14 protein-coding genes and 1 other annotated feature are annotated in these 15,146 nt (G+C 35.5%); of the genes, 9 read left to right on the top strand and 5 right to left on the bottom strand.

Annotated elements, in window-relative coordinates; all coding sequences use genetic code 11:
* Window positions 1–84 precede the first annotated feature (84 nt).
* On the top strand, window positions 85–612 hold the full coding sequence (locus AC4BC7_RS04880) for an ECF transporter S component (protein WP_490504021.1): 528 nt from the start codon (window positions 85–87) through the stop codon (window positions 610–612).
* Here AC4BC7_RS04880 and queG read toward each other — a convergent pair whose 3' ends face one another.
* Window positions 613–1,776 (bottom strand): tRNA epoxyqueuosine(34) reductase QueG, encoded by a 1,164-nt coding sequence (gene queG / locus AC4BC7_RS04875; protein WP_490504020.1) that lies wholly within the window; start codon window positions 1,774–1,776, stop codon window positions 613–615. It lies immediately after the preceding gene.
* A 124-nt stretch (window positions 1,777–1,900) separates the two neighbouring features.
* Here queG and AC4BC7_RS04870 point away from each other — a divergent pair, with 124 nt between their 5' ends.
* Window positions 1,901–3,121 (top strand): M28 family metallopeptidase, encoded by a 1,221-nt coding sequence (locus tag AC4BC7_RS04870; RefSeq protein ID WP_490504019.1) that lies wholly within the window; start codon window positions 1,901–1,903, stop codon window positions 3,119–3,121.
* Window positions 3,122–3,225: 104 nt separating this feature from the next.
* Window positions 3,226–4,710 carry a threonine synthase gene (gene thrC, locus AC4BC7_RS04865; protein ID WP_207940771.1) on the top strand — a complete coding sequence of 495 codons (1,485 nt, stop codon included), beginning with the start codon at window positions 3,226–3,228 and terminating at the stop codon, window positions 4,708–4,710.
* Between the two features lie 84 nt (window positions 4,711–4,794).
* Here the strand turns inward: thrC and AC4BC7_RS04860 are convergent, their stop codons facing one another.
* The 3 genes from AC4BC7_RS04860 to AC4BC7_RS04850 all read right to left on the bottom strand — a co-directional run bounded on the left by AC4BC7_RS04860 (window position 4,795) and on the right by AC4BC7_RS04850 (window position 7,201).
* Window positions 4,795–4,977: a hypothetical protein gene (locus AC4BC7_RS04860; RefSeq protein ID WP_490504018.1), complete on the bottom strand. Its 183-nt coding sequence runs from the start codon at window positions 4,975–4,977 to the stop codon at window positions 4,795–4,797.
* 172 nt (window positions 4,978–5,149) lie between these two features.
* Entirely contained in the window at window positions 5,150–5,974 is an 825-nt protein-coding gene (locus AC4BC7_RS04855; protein WP_207940769.1) for a MetQ/NlpA family ABC transporter substrate-binding protein, read from the bottom strand.
* 48 nt (window positions 5,975–6,022) lie between these two features.
* Window positions 6,023–6,264 (bottom strand) — a binding site (T-box leader).
* 178 nt (window positions 6,265–6,442) lie between these two features.
* Window positions 6,443–7,201 carry a tyrosine-protein phosphatase gene (locus tag AC4BC7_RS04850; protein WP_490504017.1) on the bottom strand — a complete coding sequence of 253 codons (759 nt, stop codon included), beginning with the start codon at window positions 7,199–7,201 and terminating at the stop codon, window positions 6,443–6,445.
* 155 nt (window positions 7,202–7,356) lie between these two features.
* Here AC4BC7_RS04850 and AC4BC7_RS04845 point away from each other — a divergent pair, with 155 nt between their 5' ends.
* Window positions 7,357–8,778, top strand: a complete 1,422-nt coding sequence (locus tag AC4BC7_RS04845; RefSeq protein WP_207940767.1) for a glycoside hydrolase family 1 protein — start codon at window positions 7,357–7,359, stop codon at window positions 8,776–8,778.
* A gap of 64 nt (window positions 8,779–8,842) precedes the next feature.
* A complete protein-coding gene (gene namA / locus AC4BC7_RS04840; protein WP_490504016.1) occupies window positions 8,843–9,859 on the top strand; it encodes an NADPH dehydrogenase NamA in 1,017 nt (338 codons plus the stop codon).
* Window positions 9,860–9,898: 39 nt separating this feature from the next.
* Here namA and glmS read toward each other — a convergent pair whose 3' ends face one another.
* Window positions 9,899–11,710, bottom strand: coding sequence for a glutamine--fructose-6-phosphate transaminase (isomerizing) (gene glmS, locus AC4BC7_RS04835; protein ID WP_207940765.1), 1,812 nt, complete (start codon window positions 11,708–11,710; stop codon window positions 9,899–9,901).
* A 381-nt stretch (window positions 11,711–12,091) separates the two neighbouring features.
* On the opposite strand from glmS, the gene AC4BC7_RS04830 reads away from it, so the two are divergent.
* The 4 genes from AC4BC7_RS04830 to AC4BC7_RS04815 all read left to right on the top strand — a co-directional run bounded on the left by AC4BC7_RS04830 (window position 12,092) and on the right by AC4BC7_RS04815 (window position 15,132).
* Window positions 12,092–12,376, top strand: a complete 285-nt coding sequence (locus tag AC4BC7_RS04830) for a hypothetical protein (RefSeq protein ID WP_207940764.1) — start codon at window positions 12,092–12,094, stop codon at window positions 12,374–12,376.
* Between the two features lie 15 nt (window positions 12,377–12,391).
* Entirely contained in the window at window positions 12,392–13,414 is a 1,023-nt protein-coding gene (sppA, locus tag AC4BC7_RS04825; protein WP_490504015.1) for a signal peptide peptidase SppA, read from the top strand.
* Window position 13,415: 1 nt separating this feature from the next.
* Window positions 13,416–14,048 carry an RDD family protein gene (locus AC4BC7_RS04820; protein WP_339076089.1) on the top strand — a complete coding sequence of 211 codons (633 nt, stop codon included), beginning with the start codon at window positions 13,416–13,418 and terminating at the stop codon, window positions 14,046–14,048.
* Between the two features lie 166 nt (window positions 14,049–14,214).
* Entirely contained in the window at window positions 14,215–15,132 is a 918-nt protein-coding gene (locus AC4BC7_RS04815; RefSeq protein ID WP_490504014.1) for a hypothetical protein, read from the top strand.
* Window positions 15,133–15,146 lie beyond the last annotated feature (14 nt).

Here is a 15,146-nt window from a genome sequence, read left to right as displayed (position 1 = left end):
TACCATATTTTTTCTATTAGATAGGATGCACAGCTTTTGATTCTACGTTATACTAAAAAAATAGAATGAGAAAGGAATATATCTATGAAAAATGAACAAAGCACTTTTTTTTCAACCTATGAAATTGCGTATTTAGCGATGACTGTAGCTGCCTGTGTGGTGGGCCGAATGTTATTTCAATTTATTCCTAATATCCAACCAATGACAGCTATTTTTTTAATTCTAACCTACCAATTAGGTGTATCACGGGGATTGGTAGTAAATGTTTTATCGTTACTTATCACTAACCTATATATGGGAATGGGGATATGGACAATTTCGCAAATTCTTTCATTTAGTGTGGTCATTGGATGTATGGGATTATTATGTCGCTGGCCTACGTTTCGTAAAAAGCGCAGTTTACAAGTGATTTTTAGTGTTTTGGCAGGATTTTTATATGGTTTGGTGATTGCGATGATTGATGTCCAAATCTATGGAATGCCACAATTTTGGCCGTATTATCTTGCAGGACTTTATTTTGATTTACTGCATGGACTAGGCAATGGTATGTTTTATCTTTTATTAGCACCAATTTTTCAGCAATTATTTTATCACATAAAAAAGAAGGCATAGCTACGCCTTCTTTTTTTGTGTATCTGTCAATAATTCTAATGTTTCGGTTAATTCTAAAAGAACTTCTTCGTCGGCTTCAGTTTCTTTCATTGCTTGCAACTGTGACAGGTATTGTTCAGGATTTCGTTGCGTTAATTGTCCAATTGCCCATACAGCTGTTCCACGAATAACAGGACGTTGATCGTCTAAACATTTGACAATATCAGGAAGAGCTTCACGACCACCAAGATTGGCAAGAGCAATTAAAGCATTGCGTTGCAACGGTTTTTTTCCACGCCATGATCCAGCTAAATGACCAAATTGTGCTTTAAATTGTTTATTAGAAATCGAAAGCATAGGTGTTAATTTTGGAAATACTTCGTCAGGTTTAGGTTCCATTTCTTTGTGGAAATGAAAATCTTTTCCTTTATTATAGGGGCAAACGAGCTGACAAATATCACAACCGTAAATTGTGTTGCGAATTTTACGACGATATTCTTTAGGCATCATCCCTTTTGTTTGTGTTTGATAAGAGAGGCATTTTTTTGCATTCATACGTCCATCACCTAATAATGCTCCAGTAGGGCAACCTGTAATACAGCGCGTACAATCACCACAACCATTTGGCACAGGTGTATCTGGTTCAAATTGAATATTAGTAATAATCTCTCCTAAATAAACAAAAGAACCATATTCTTCTGTAATTAATAAACCATTTTTTCCGATAAAACCTAAACCAGCTCGTTGGGCAACCGCAACGTCGACTAATTCACCAGTATCTACTTGTGGTGCAAATCGCCAATGGGCTTCTTCTTGTTCGCAAGTAGCTTCTGTTTTAATGTACTCGATTAAACGTTCCAAACGATCCTTTAGAATATTATGGTAATCAATTCCCCAAGAGGCACGTGCAAATTGACCACGTTTTTCATCACGAGGAACTTCTTCATGAATACGTGTAGGATAAGCCAAAGCAATGGCAATGATACTTTGAGGATTTTCAAAAGTTTTTTCGGGATAGATTCGTTCATCAATTACTTGATGTTCAAAACCAGATGTATGACCTACTTCTCGTTGCTCAATTAAAGAGTCTTTTAAATATTCAAATGGTTCAGCTGTTGTAAAACCAATTTTATCAATGCCAATCTTTTTACTTTCGGCAATAATTTTTTCTTTTAAGGTTAACATCAAAAACACTCCATTATGTTCATTATCTGCACTAACTATAACACAAATTGTTAGATTCTATCCTTGAAAAACACATTGTTTACGCTAAAATTGCTTCGTATACTAACAATGAGGAGGAAAACACATGAAAAATTTTGATTTATTAGAAAAATTATCTTTTGAACGTGTTGCTGGCTCAAAAGAAGAATATCAAGCGATGGCTATTATCAAAGAAGAAGTGGAGAAATATGGCGTGCAAGTCGAGATTGAACCATTTTCAATTGATTTTGCAGAAGAAGTGACTGCGACATTTGAAGTTTTAACCCCAACAAATGAACTATTTGAAGTAACGGGTGTTGGTATGGCTGGCAGTGGTGAGTTAGAAGCAGAGTTTCTTTATATTGATGCCTTAGATTCAGTTAGTTTAGCGCAGGCTAAAGATAAAATTGTCTTATTTAATGGCGGCATTACTTATGCCTCTTATAAAAAAATTATTGAAGCTCAAGTCGCTGGTTTTATTACGTTTAATGGAGATTGTTACGATGACCAGACAGATGTTGAAGAGCGCTATTTACGTCCGCAACTCCAAGAATTGGGAAAAATTCCTGGAGTTACGATGAGTATTCGTGATGCTGAACGGCTAGTTCGGATGAATCCGCAAAGGGTTAAAATGAGTATTACGAGTCGAGAAAGTACGCGAACATCACATAATATTGTGGCAACCATTCCTGGTGACAGTCAGGAAATAATCGCGTTTACTGCTCATTATGATTCAGTTCGTCATTCAAAAGGTGTTTATGACAATGCAACGGGTGTTTTGGCAGTCTTTGATTTTTTCACTCATTTTGTCAAAACAAAACCTAAACGCACCTTGAAGTTTATCTGGTGTGGGGCAGAAGAACGTGGGCTTTGTGGATCAACAGCCTATGTAAAAGCGCATCAAGAAGAGTTATCTGACTATCGGTTAGTGATTAATATTGATATGTTAGGAGCAGTTTTAGGGCATGACGTAGCATGCGCAACTGCAACTGAAGCGATGATTCATTATGTTGATTTTGTAGCGAACGAATTAGGACATGGGATTAAAATTAGTCAAGGCGTCTATCCAAGTGATTCGACTCCTTTTGCAGATGGTGGTGTGCCTGCATTAACGTTTGCTAGAGGTGCCGCACCAGGAGGCCCCGTGATTCATTCAAAAAAAGATGTAGTGGATTTTCTCAGTATAGATTCTTTTAATAAAAGTGTGGCGTTTATCATTGCATTTGCTTCACGAATTATTGATGCAAAAGTGATGCCCATTCCACAAGAGATTTCAGAAAAAATGAAAGAAGAGCTGGATATCTATTTATTAAGAAAAGAGAAATGAAAAGAAAATAAAACTTTTTCATAAAAAATTTGATTCGATGTAGTCTATTTTCCTAAAAAATGATAAAATAATTAAAATAAATTTTTTCTAAGGGAGAGCAATGTATGACTTTATTATATAAAAGCACGCGAGACGCAGGGAACATCGTATCAGCTTCGCAAGCAATTCTACAAGGATTAGCGACAGATGGCGGTTTATACGTGCCAACAGAACTACCAAAACTTACATTAGATTTTGATGAATTAGCAAAACAAAGTTACCAAGAAGTCGCTTTTACCATTATGAGCGCATTTTATCCTGATTTTACAGAAGAAGAATTACGTCACTGTATTCATTCAGCCTATGATGAAAAATTTGATGATGCAGCCATTGCGCCTGTTGTCAAAAAAGGAAACGATTATTATTTAGAATTGTTTCACGGTTCAACTATTGCGTTTAAAGATATGGCGTTATCAATTTTACCGTATTTAATGACAACTTCTGCCAAGAAAAATGGCGTTGATTCAGAAATCGTTATTTTGACGGCTACTTCTGGTGATACAGGTAAAGCAGCTATGGCTGGTTTTGCTGATGTTCCTGGTACAAAAATTATTGTTTTTTATCCAAGAGACGGTGTCAGCAAAATTCAAGAAAAACAAATGGTTACTCAAAAAGGTGACAATACGTATGTGGTGGCGATTGATGGCAATTTTGATGATGCGCAATCAACAGTTAAAGCGTTGTTTAACGATGAAGCTTTAAAACAAAAATTAGCAGAAAACGGTAAGCAATTTTCTTCTGCCAATTCAATTAATATTGGCCGTTTGATTCCACAAGTTGTTTATTATGTATATGCCTATGCACAATTAGTGAAAGCTGAAGAAATTAAAAATGGGGATCAAATCAATGTTTCTGTTCCTACGGGGAATTTCGGAAATATTTTAGCAGGTTATTATGCGAAACAGTTAGGTGTACCGTTTAATCAATTAATTTGTGCCTCAAATCCTAATAAAGTGTTAACTGATTTCTTCCAAACAGGTGTTTATGACCGCAACCGTCCATTCTTTGTTACATCTTCACCATCAATGGATATTTTAATTTCAAGCAACTTAGAACGTTTGATTTTCCACCTAACTGGCGATGATGTGACTAAAACCAAAGAATTAATGGACCAATTAAGTTCAGCAGGTTCATATGAAATAACGCCAGAAATGAAAGCAAAATTAGCAGATTTTTACGGTGATTTTGCTACGGAAGAAGAAACAAAACAAGCGATTGAAAAAGTATACCAAGCAGCAAATTACGTGATTGATCCGCATACGGCTGTAGCAGCTGGGGTTTTAGAAAAATATCAAGCACAATCTGATTTACCAGCATTAGTTGTTTCAACAGCTAGTCCATATAAATTCCCACGTGTAGTTGTTGAAGCTTTAACGAACACGGTAACAGATAAAGATGACTTTGAACTAGTTCATGAATTAAATGGATTATCCAATGTAGCAATTCCAAAAGCAGTAACTGAGCTTAATGATGCGCCGATTCGTCATAATCGTGTCATTGCAGCAGGAGATATGAAAGCTTGCGTGGAAGACCTCTTAGGCGTGAATTAACCAATTAAAAATAACTATCCGAACAATAGAGCATATCATTCTTATGCTCTATTGTTCGGATAGTTTGTTTTGCGTCAACTGCATTTATTTTTTCTTCATAACAGTCATGATAGTAAGTGGCACAGTTAATACAATATAACCAATAATACTAACGACCAGCATATATACCCATTGATTTGTAATAGGAAATACATTTGCCAATAAGATTGCGACAACAATTGAAGCAAAATAGCAAATAAATAACTGAATAAAACGTTTTGTAGACATTTAAAAACCTTCTATCTTTACTAGGATGGTTTTATTGTATCGAATAATCTTTTAAAATTCTACTTTATTTTCCATTTCAACTCATAAATTAAAGCTAGTATTAAATGTCAGCAATGAGAGACAATTTTAGTTGAATTATCGTGAGTACATCTGTGTGCATTGCTTAAACTTCTTACTTTTGTAAATCAGCTGGAATGAACCAATAATTATCTTGATTTTTTCCTTTTAAAAAATCTGCAAATTCATCAGATTTATAGGCAGCAACAATATCTTTTGCCCATTGTTCATTCGCATTCTTTTTATCCACAGTGACCACTAATTCATATTCTTTTAAAATATCTTCGCTTAATAAACTATTTTCAGCAGGAATTTCAGCACTATACACAATGCTTCCAGGAATTACGCCAAAATCAATATCTTGCAGGCTTCGAGGAATTTGAGCAGAATCCATAGCAACAATATCTAAATCTAAGGGGTTTTCTTTAATATTGCTGGTTGTTGCCGCTACTGGTTCAATTGTTTCATCCAGTTTAATCCACCCTGCTTTTTCTAATAGTAGTAATGCTCGAGCAGTGTTGGATGCATCTTCAGGAATAGCTATTGTGTCGCCTTCTTCAACTTGCTTCAAGCTATCTTTGCGTCCACCAAAAAGCCCAGCAGGAACTGTTGGAATAGAGACCAATCCGACTAAATTCGCCTCACTGTTTTCATTAAAGTTTTCTAGATAAGCTGTGTGCTGGTCCACATTGACATCAATTTCACCTTCATTTAGTGCAACATCTGCTTGTAAAAGAGCATCAAAAGCTGTTTCAGTTACTTGATAACCTTCTTTTTCTAAGATTGGTTTGATACCTTCTAAAAACAACTCACTGTAAGGTCCCGGAGAGGTTCCAACACGAATATTGGTGTTTTCAGTTTTATTTGTATTGCCACATCCCGATAATAAAAGCACTGTTCCAACTAACCCGACAATCCCACTTAATACTGATTTTTTCATTTAATTTCCTCCTTGTGTAATAAAAAAATCCCTAGAAGAATTCATTCTTCTAAGGATGTACGGCTGACATGTTACCACCTTGATTTATGCGCATTTCACAATCGCGCAACTCATGAAGTAAAGGTTCTTACTTCTGCTTGATAACGGAAGCATCCGCTTGCGACTATCATGGATGAGTCATCGCAATCACTCCAAAGTCATGTTCACACCTACATTTTCATCTCTTCTCAGCTACCGAGACTCTCTGTTGGAAAAAGGATAGGTGTTACTCTCTTTATCAACGTGTTTGTTGATTTGATTTGAATCATAACAAAGGAAAAATAACATGTCAACGGAGATAAGTTTAAATAGCAAGGGTTTCAGAGTTATGATAGCTTTTAGTTATCGTAAAAAAAGACTATCGAATAAACAAATAATCTTTCAAGCTATTTCGGAAATCAGAGAAAGGCGTATGAGCTATACAATAAATCAATCAAGCAATAATGTACGTAAATCTTTCTGCATACTTTTTGAAATATGCAATGTATTAGTTAAGTAATTGTCCATACTGCCAAATTCGTTAGCAACAGTCTGATAAAATGTATCTAAAAATTCCGTCTCAACATTTAGTGCGACATCTAGCGCATCAGTTACTTCTTTAGAAGCACCATTGTCTTTGGCAAGTTGAATAATTTCTTGATTTTCTTTGACACGTAAGGTATTTGTTTCTAAATAATCTTGATAAATAGTGGATTGGGGGATATCTAATATTTCTAACAACAAAGCGGCAGATACACCTGTCCGATCTTTTCCTGCAAAACAATGAAATAAGAAACTATTTTTTTCTGAGACACTTAAGGCAGCTTCAATCATTTTTGAAAAACCAGCTTGAGCACCAGGATTTATCGTCATTGTATGATAAATTTCATGCATGTATTCACGCGCTCGTTCGGCAGAGCCAATTTTAATAAAATCTCCTAAACTTGCACCTTCATCAGTGATATTTTGGAAAATATCAATATGAACATAATCTATGTTATTAAATACTTTGTCTGGTCGTTCACTCACTTCTTCAAGAGAGCGCAAGTCTACAATTTTCGCCAATTGATAGGCAGTGATTAATTGCTCTTGGTCATGCGGTGAAATACGTGATAATTCACCTGATCGTAATAATTTTTTTGGTAAAATAGTTTGACCTTGACGATTGGTTAGGCCACCTAAATCTCGAAAATTTGTAATGGTTTCCATTTAAAGCACTCCTTTATGTCGTTTTATCACCCAATATAGAGTAGTTTAACATATTTTTGAAAAGGATTGAGCTAAAAATAATTTTGAATATTTATTAAAAAACAATTATAATAAAGATGTTTACAATGTATTGAAATTTGAAAGGACGTGGAAAAATGGTTGGAAAATTCCCAGAAAACTTCTTGTGGGGTGGCGCTACAGCTGCAAATCAGTATGAAGGTGCGTATGATGCAGATGGAAAAGGCTGGTCAGTTCAAGACGTAACGCCAAAGGGTGGGTTCGGAATAGTTACTGATGAACCGACAGAAGATAATTTAAAATTAGTTGGAATTGATTTTTATAATCGCTATAAAGAAGATATTAAACTATTTGCAGAAATGGGCTTTAAAGTATACCGTACGTCTATTGCATGGTCTCGCATTTTTCCGAAAGGTGACGAAAGTGAACCAAATGAAGCTGGTTTAGCATTTTATGATAAAGTGTTTGATGAGTGCTTAAAATATGGGATTGAACCATTAGTGACAATTTCACATTATGAAACACCCTTACACTTAGCTCGTGAATATGATGGGTGGACTAATCGTAAATTGATTGATTTTTATGAAACCTATGTGCGTACCATTTTTGCGCGTTATAAAGATAAAGTAAATTATTGGTTGACGTTTAACGAAATTAATTCTGTTTTGCATGCGCCTTTTATGAGTGGAGGGATTGCAACTCCGCCAGAGGAATTATCACAACAAGATTTATATCAAGCGATTCATCATGAATTAGTAGCTAGTGCGTTGGCAACGAAAATTGGTCATGAAATTAACCCTAATTTCCAAATTGGTTGTATGGTTTTAGCAATGCCTACGTATCCAATGACGCCTAATCCAGATGACGTTGTAGCAAAATTAGAAGCGGATCGTCAAAATTATTTATTCTCAGATATCCATGTACGTGGGAAATATCCGAACTATATTAAAAAATATTTTGCAGATAATAATATTGAAATTCAATTTGCTGAAGGTGATAAAGAACTATTAGCAGAACATACTGTTGATTTTATTTCATTTAGTTATTATATGAGTATTACAGCAACAGCAACTCCAGAAAAATACGAACGTGGACGTGGAAATATTTTAGGTGGTTTCCCAAATCCTTATTTAGAAGCTTCAGAGTGGGGGTGGCAAATTGATCCTAAAGGTTTATATATTATCTTAAATGAATTTTATGATCGCTATCAAATACCATTGTTTATTGTTGAAAATGGTTTAGGGGCTGTTGACGAATTAGTTGAAGGACCAGATGGTGAATTAACCGTGATTGATGATTATCGCATTGATTATATGAACGACCATTTAGTGCAAGTTGGTAAAGCAATTGAAGAGGGCGTAGAAGTAATGGGTTATACTTCATGGGGATGTATTGACTTAGTCAGCGCATCAACTGCACAAATGTCAAAACGTTATGGCTTTATTTATGTAGATCGTAACGATGATGGTTCAGGTTCGTTGAATCGTTATAAGAAGAAAAGTTTTAATTGGTACAAAGAAGTTATCGAAACAAATGGTGGAAGTTTGAAAGAAAAATAATAAACAAAACACTTTCTGATGAATAAACAGGAAGTGTTTTTCAATCGTTAGGAGAGAAGTATACATGACAAAAAAACTATTTGAATCTATTGAAATTCGTAATCTAACACTAAAAAATCGGATTGTAATGTCTCCAATGTGTATGTATTCAGCAAAAGATGGAGAAGTGACACCTTGGCATGTGACTCACTACGCTTCACGTGCAGTCGGGCAAGTGGGCTTAATTATTTTAGAAGCTACAGCAGTGAAACCAGAAGGCCGTATTAGTGTGAATGATTTAGGAATTTGGTCAGATAAGCAAATTGAAGGATTAAAAAAAATTACTAGTGCTGTTAAAGCAAGTGGTGCAGCTGTGGGAATTCAATTAGCTCATGCGGGTAGAAAAGCGGAACTACCAGAAGCAATCTTTGCACCTTCAGCAATTGCTTTTGATGAACAGTCAAAAACACCCCAAGAGATGTCGTTAGCAGATATTGAAAATGTCATTGAAGCTTTTCGTCAAGCTGCAATTCGTGCTAAACAAGCAGATTTTGATATGATAGAAATCCATGCAGCACATGGCTATTTAATCAACCAATTTTTATCGCCTTTAGCAAATCACCGTCAAGATAAATATGGTGGATCTTTAGAAAATCGTTATCGTTTATTAAAAGAAGTTATTTCTGCTGTTCGTGAGGTTTGGGATAAAGCAATTTTTGTGCGTATATCTGCTCATGATTATGTGACAGGTGGTATGACACCTGCTGATTATGTACCTGTTGCTAAATGGTTAAAAGAACAAGAGGTAGATTTAATCGATGTTAGTTCAGGAGCTGTTGTGTTAGCGACAATTGATGTTTATCCAGGTTATCAAGTTCCTTTTGCAGAATTGGTTCGGAAAGAAGCTGGAATACGAACTGGTGCTGTGGGTCTTATTCAAACAGGTATTCAAGCAGAAGAAATTTTAAAAAATGAACGTGCCGATTTAATTTTTTTAGGTAGAGAGTTACTTCGTGATCCTTATTGGGCATACCATGCTGCTAAAGAATTACGTACAGAAATCGAGGCACCCGAACAATACCGTCGTGGTTGGTTATTTTAAAAAAGCTTGTCAGCCGTTTTGGCTGACAAGCTTTTTTTATTATTCTACCGTCACAGATTTAGCTAAGTTACGTGGTTTATCGACATCGTAACCACGTTGTAAAGTAGCGAAATAAGCAATTAATTGTGTTGGAATAACAGAAACTAAAGAAGTTAATAATGGGTGTACATTCGGTAAAACTAATTGGTCCGTTGGTCTTGCCAAGTCTTCGCTAGCAATCACAACAGTTTTTGCTCCACGACTTTCAACTTCTTTTAGATTTCCACGAGTATGAGCGCCTGTATGCGCTTCTGTGATTACGCCGATAACTGGTGTATCATCTTCAATCAAAGCGATTGTTCCGTGTTTCAATTCACCTGCTGCAAAACCTTCTGCTTGGATATATGAAATTTCTTTTAATTTTAAAGAAGCCTCGCAAGAAACGTAGTAATCATTGCCACGACCAATATAAAAAGCGTTGCGTGTTCCTGTTAAATAATCTTCTGTCAATTGCGAAATGACAGCTTTTTCACTAATCATTGTTTCCATCGCAGAAGCAACTAATGCTAGTTCGTGGAATACGTCAAATTCTTTGGCAGCTGCGATTTGTTTCACTTCACCAATCCCTTTGGCAAATAGAGCTAAAACAGCGATTTGACCAGTATAAGCTTTGGTTGAAGCTACAGCAATTTCTGGACCAGCATGTAGTAACAACGTATATTTTGCTTCACGTGAAAGAGTTGAACCTGCCACGTTAGTAATTGTCAATGAAGGGTGATTCAAACGGTTAATTTGGACCAACACTTGACGACTGTCTGCTGTTTCACCACTTTGCGTTAAGAAAATAAAGAATGGTTTTTGTGACAACAATGGCATGTTGTAGCCAAATTCACTTGATAAATGTACTTCAACAGGGATTTCTGTTGTTTTTTCAATCAGTTGTTTGGCAGCTAAACCAGCATTGTAACTTGTACCGCAAGCAACGATGTAAATACGATCGCTGGTGATGACTTCATCAACTAGTTCTTGATCTAATTTGATTGCACCATTTTCTGCTTGATATTCTTGGACAAGACGACGCATAACAGCCGGTTGTTCGTCAATTTCTTTCAACATGTAATAAGGATAAGTTCCTTTTTCAATATCTGTTAAATCCAATTGTGCTTCATAAGATTCGCGATAAACATTGTTGCCTTTTTCGTCTTCAATTTGAATGCCGTCAGCAGTTACAGTAACCATTTCACCATCAACGATTTCAACAAAATGACTTGTTTGATCTAGCATTGCTAAAGCATCGCTACAAATAACATTGAAGCCATCACCAAGACCAATTAATAGTGGGCTTTTATTTTTGGCAACATAGATTGTTTCGCCATCTTCTTTATCGACTAAAGCAAAAGCATATGAACCTTGAATGATTGTCAATGCTTTTTGGAATGCTTCTTTTGTTGAAAGTTGTTCGTTTTCCATTAAAGCTGCAACTAAATGAACAGCGATTTCCGTATCTGTTTCACCATAAAAAGTGTCATCTGTTAAGTACATTTGACGAATTTCTTCAAAGTTTTCAATGACGCCGTTATGAACAAGAACTAGACGACCATTTTGAGAAGTGTGAGGATGAGCATTTTCTTCAGATGGTTTGCCATGTGTTGCCCAACGTGTATGGCCAATACCAATCGTTCCGTTTACTTCTTCTGTCATTTTTTCTTCTAAGTTTTTAATACGACCTTGTGCTTTAATTAAATGATTGTTTTGTTCATCAGCTACAAATAGACCTGCTGAGTCATAGCCACGATATTCTAAACGTTCCAATCCGTTAATAATAATTTTTTCTGCATGTTCTTTTCCTACGATTCCTACGATTCCGCACATAATGAGTTTCCTACTTTCTTTTTGTCATTATGTATTTCTAACTGCGTGACAAGTTTTTTGTGAAGGCTTCACAGCCTTTTTTTGTACTTGTCTGTAGAGTGCAGACCCTAGAGCCACCCGCCGAATATTCGATAAGCTCTATCCTCGTCATCTATCAAATTTTTTTAATAGATCTGGCGCTTAAAATTGGTATAGTCTATATTTATTTGTTTATTTTTAGAAATACATTGGTAATCATATACATAATCACGTTATAAGTCAACAAAAAAATTAATAAAATTAAATTGGTCTAATTTAATTATTGGAAAAATAGAGAAAAATAGGTTTTCCCTATCAAAATTTTAGTGAATTCGATACAATGATAGAGAAAGAGGGGATAGTATGTCAGAAGTTCAAGCGATGACTTTTAAAGAACTAAAAGAAATTGTACAACAATTGGAAAATGCTAACGTATCTGATGAGACAAAAGTCATGTTAGACACAGGATGGGACAGTTTGCAAGAAATTTTACCGCAATCTATTCAAATGAAAGAAGCGCGTTCATTTAAAGTGCAAGATGTTTTAACAGAAGAATTTTTTGGTGGCTATGCATTGATTGAAAAAGCGGAGAAAATGAATGCAGATGGACCAATCGAACAGGTAATTGTGATTGAAAATTTATATTGATAAAGGAGACTGTCAATGAATACAAGGAGATGGGTAGCGGTAGCAATTGCCGTTGGATTATTTATTTGTTCAGGAATTGCTGTATTGATACAACCGAAACAAGAAGAATCGGATGCACTAAGTGGTTTAAATGCATTGCTTTATGGAACAAATGAACTAACGGAATATGTAGTTGAGCCTGGAGATGAGCAACAGCGCATTGCACATTTGTACGTAGAAGGTGAAATTTCTGATACTGGTAGCAGTTTGTTTGCAACAGAAGGATATAACCATCAAGTCTTTTTGGAACAGTTAAAACAAATTCAATATGATCCAACGATTGCCGGCGTGTTATTAGAAGTAAACTCACCAGGTGGAGGCGTTTATCAAAGTGCAGAAATTGCTAAAGAAATTCGCAAAATTCAAGAACTAGAGGTGCCGATTTATGTAACGATGACGCAAATGGCTGCAAGTGGCGGTTATTACATTTCTGCTTCAGCAGATAAAATCTTTGCTACCGATGAAACAGTGACAGGGTCGATTGGGGTCATTATGAGTGGAGTTAATTATGCGGGTTTGTTTGAAAAACTGGGAATTGAAGATGCCACATATAAAAGCGGTGCGTTAAAAGATGTCGGTTCTGGTGCACGAAAAGCAACAGCAGAAGATAAGGAAGTGTTACAAACGTTTGTAAATAACTCGTATAATCGTTTTGTAAAAGTTGTCTCAGAAGGTCGTCAAATGCCGGAAGATCAAGTGCGCAAAATTGCGGATGGTCGTATTTATGATGGGCAACAGGCATTGGATAATGGTTTAGTGGATGCGATAGGTTTTCCAGAAGAAGCACTTGAAGCATTACGAACAGAGCAACAACTAGAAAATGCTGCATTAATTGAATACGAACTTTCAGCAACCGGTTTTGCAAATACTTGGTTTGGTTCGAAATTAGCGGAAGTTCAAGGATTAAAACCATCCGAAAGTAGCCGAGTATTAACAATCCTTGAAAGTATCGGCACACCAGATGCGCCAAAACCTTTATATTACTATGGAGGTGAATAACATGAAGCCATTAGAAAAAAAGCAATCAACCACATCAGATCATCCCGATGACTTTTATCAACAAGTGCTTACATCGTTTAAAGAAAAAGAATACACAGAAGAAGAAATTAAACAAAAGCAAACTGCGTGGCAACGATTGGTTGAGCCTCCCAAAGAATCATTAATCAATGACTTTCCTACGTATTTTTATGCGGGATTTTGGATTCGTCTATGGGCATTTTTAATCGATATTCTTTGTATTGCTGCCATTACTGAAATCTTAATTAACGTTATTTTTCGGGCATTACATTTATCGATGTCTTCTTCGTTATTTAGTCTGTATGGTTTATTGAGTATTAGTATTTACTTGGCTTACTTTACGCTATTAACGAAACTAAATCATGGTCAGACTGTTGGTAAGATGATTTTTGGTATTCGAGTCATTGGTTTGAAAGAAGAAGAATTATCTTGGCAAACAGTTTTGATTCGTGAAGTTGCTTGTCGTTTCATTTTACAAGCCAATCCATTTTTATATTTAGGTTATTTACCTGCCGCTTTTACGAAACGTAAACAGCATGTGGGTGATTATTTAACGGATACAAGCGTTGTTACATTAAATATGATTAAAGCATTTAATAAGCAGGTTCAAATTTAAACAACTGTATAATCAATAGAAGAAAAAGATATCCGAACTATTATCAGAGACCACCATTAAGTAAGGTGAATTTGCGATGAGAAGCAAACTCTTAATAGTTCGGATATTTCATTATTCATTTACTAGATGACACAGATTACTTATTTTTTAGAAAGAAGGCAAGAAAATGTCAGAGATTTTATCCTTTCTTAATGAGGTTGAACGCCTATGGGCAAATGGAAATAAAAAATTTGAACAACAAGAATTTTTAGCAGCTAAACAGTTATTTGAACAATTGTATCAATTAGAGCCGACTTTTCAACACTGCCAAAAATTAGTGGAAACTTTGCAACATTTAGGCGAATTTACTCAAGCGTTAGACCAAGCCGAAGATTACTTAGAAAATTTCTTGAATAATCCAAGCAGTTTTGAAATGTATTTGCGCTTACTGATGTTAGATGGTCAGTATCTAGCAGTCCATAGTTGGTTACACCAAACTGTGTTATCTTTTGATGAGCTGAAACAAGATTTACAAAAACTAGAATTTGCGCAAGAATTAATTGGTGCCAACGATCGAGTGCTAAAAAGAAGACAATTACAAGAATGGGAAAGTACAGGTTATCCAGTACCACAAAAAGCTTGGAATGAATGGCTAAAAAACAGTTCAGCTGCTGATTTTTTACGATTATGCCAAGAATTTCTTCCTACCGCTAAAAATCCGTTTATTATTCCTAAATTAGTAGAAGAATTAGTGAAAATCGGAGCAGATGGAGAAGTGATGATTCGTGGACAAATAGTACATCTGTCTGAATTAACTTTATTAGAAAAAACACCAACCTTACAACAAGTGCATAAATTGTTAAAACAAAAACAATTAAAAGATGTTCAATTAGAAGAAATGATCATTGCTGAAATCCATGCACATTTTGCCTTGCTGTATCCTTTTTTACCTAATGAATCAGAAGTTTTAGCATGGGTAGATAGTTATTTATTAGAATATAAAAGTCTCTTTGGGGATGAATCAGCTGGGGAACAATTGCAAAACTATGAAAGAATTCAGCAAAAAAAACAAGAACTCAGAGAAATTTATCAAAAATTGCTGTAGAAACATTGGAAGTT

The sequence above is a fragment of the Enterococcus sp. AMC1623 genome (assembly GCF_058216495.1).
The sequence above is the reverse complement of the archived record's forward strand: the minus strand, read 5'-3'. Positions and strand labels throughout refer to the sequence as shown.

Coding starts and splice junctions, on each gene's coding strand:
- thrC (WP_207940771.1), top strand. CDS start 3,226: ATGACTTTATTATATAAAAGCACGCGAGACGCAGGGAACATCGTATCA.
- AC4BC7_RS04860 (WP_490504018.1), bottom strand. CDS start 4,977: ATGTCTACAAAACGTTTTATTCAGTTATTTATTTGCTATTTTGCTTCA.
- AC4BC7_RS04855 (WP_207940769.1), bottom strand. CDS start 5,974: ATGAAAAAATCAGTATTAAGTGGGATTGTCGGGTTAGTTGGAACAGTG.
- sppA (WP_490504015.1), top strand. CDS start 12,392: ATGAATACAAGGAGATGGGTAGCGGTAGCAATTGCCGTTGGATTATTT.
- AC4BC7_RS04880 (WP_490504021.1), top strand. CDS start 85: ATGAAAAATGAACAAAGCACTTTTTTTTCAACCTATGAAATTGCGTAT.
- AC4BC7_RS04850 (WP_490504017.1), bottom strand. CDS start 7,201: ATGGAAACCATTACAAATTTTCGAGATTTAGGTGGCCTAACCAATCGT.
- AC4BC7_RS04830 (WP_207940764.1), top strand. CDS start 12,092: ATGTCAGAAGTTCAAGCGATGACTTTTAAAGAACTAAAAGAAATTGTA.
- AC4BC7_RS04815 (WP_490504014.1), top strand. CDS start 14,215: ATGTCAGAGATTTTATCCTTTCTTAATGAGGTTGAACGCCTATGGGCA.
- queG (WP_490504020.1), bottom strand. CDS start 1,776: ATGTTAACCTTAAAAGAAAAAATTATTGCCGAAAGTAAAAAGATTGGC.
- AC4BC7_RS04870 (WP_490504019.1), top strand. CDS start 1,901: ATGAAAAATTTTGATTTATTAGAAAAATTATCTTTTGAACGTGTTGCT.
- AC4BC7_RS04845 (WP_207940767.1), top strand. CDS start 7,357: ATGGTTGGAAAATTCCCAGAAAACTTCTTGTGGGGTGGCGCTACAGCT.
- namA (WP_490504016.1), top strand. CDS start 8,843: ATGACAAAAAAACTATTTGAATCTATTGAAATTCGTAATCTAACACTA.
- glmS (WP_207940765.1), bottom strand. CDS start 11,710: ATGTGCGGAATCGTAGGAATCGTAGGAAAAGAACATGCAGAAAAAATT.
- AC4BC7_RS04820 (WP_339076089.1), top strand. CDS start 13,416: ATGAAGCCATTAGAAAAAAAGCAATCAACCACATCAGATCATCCCGAT.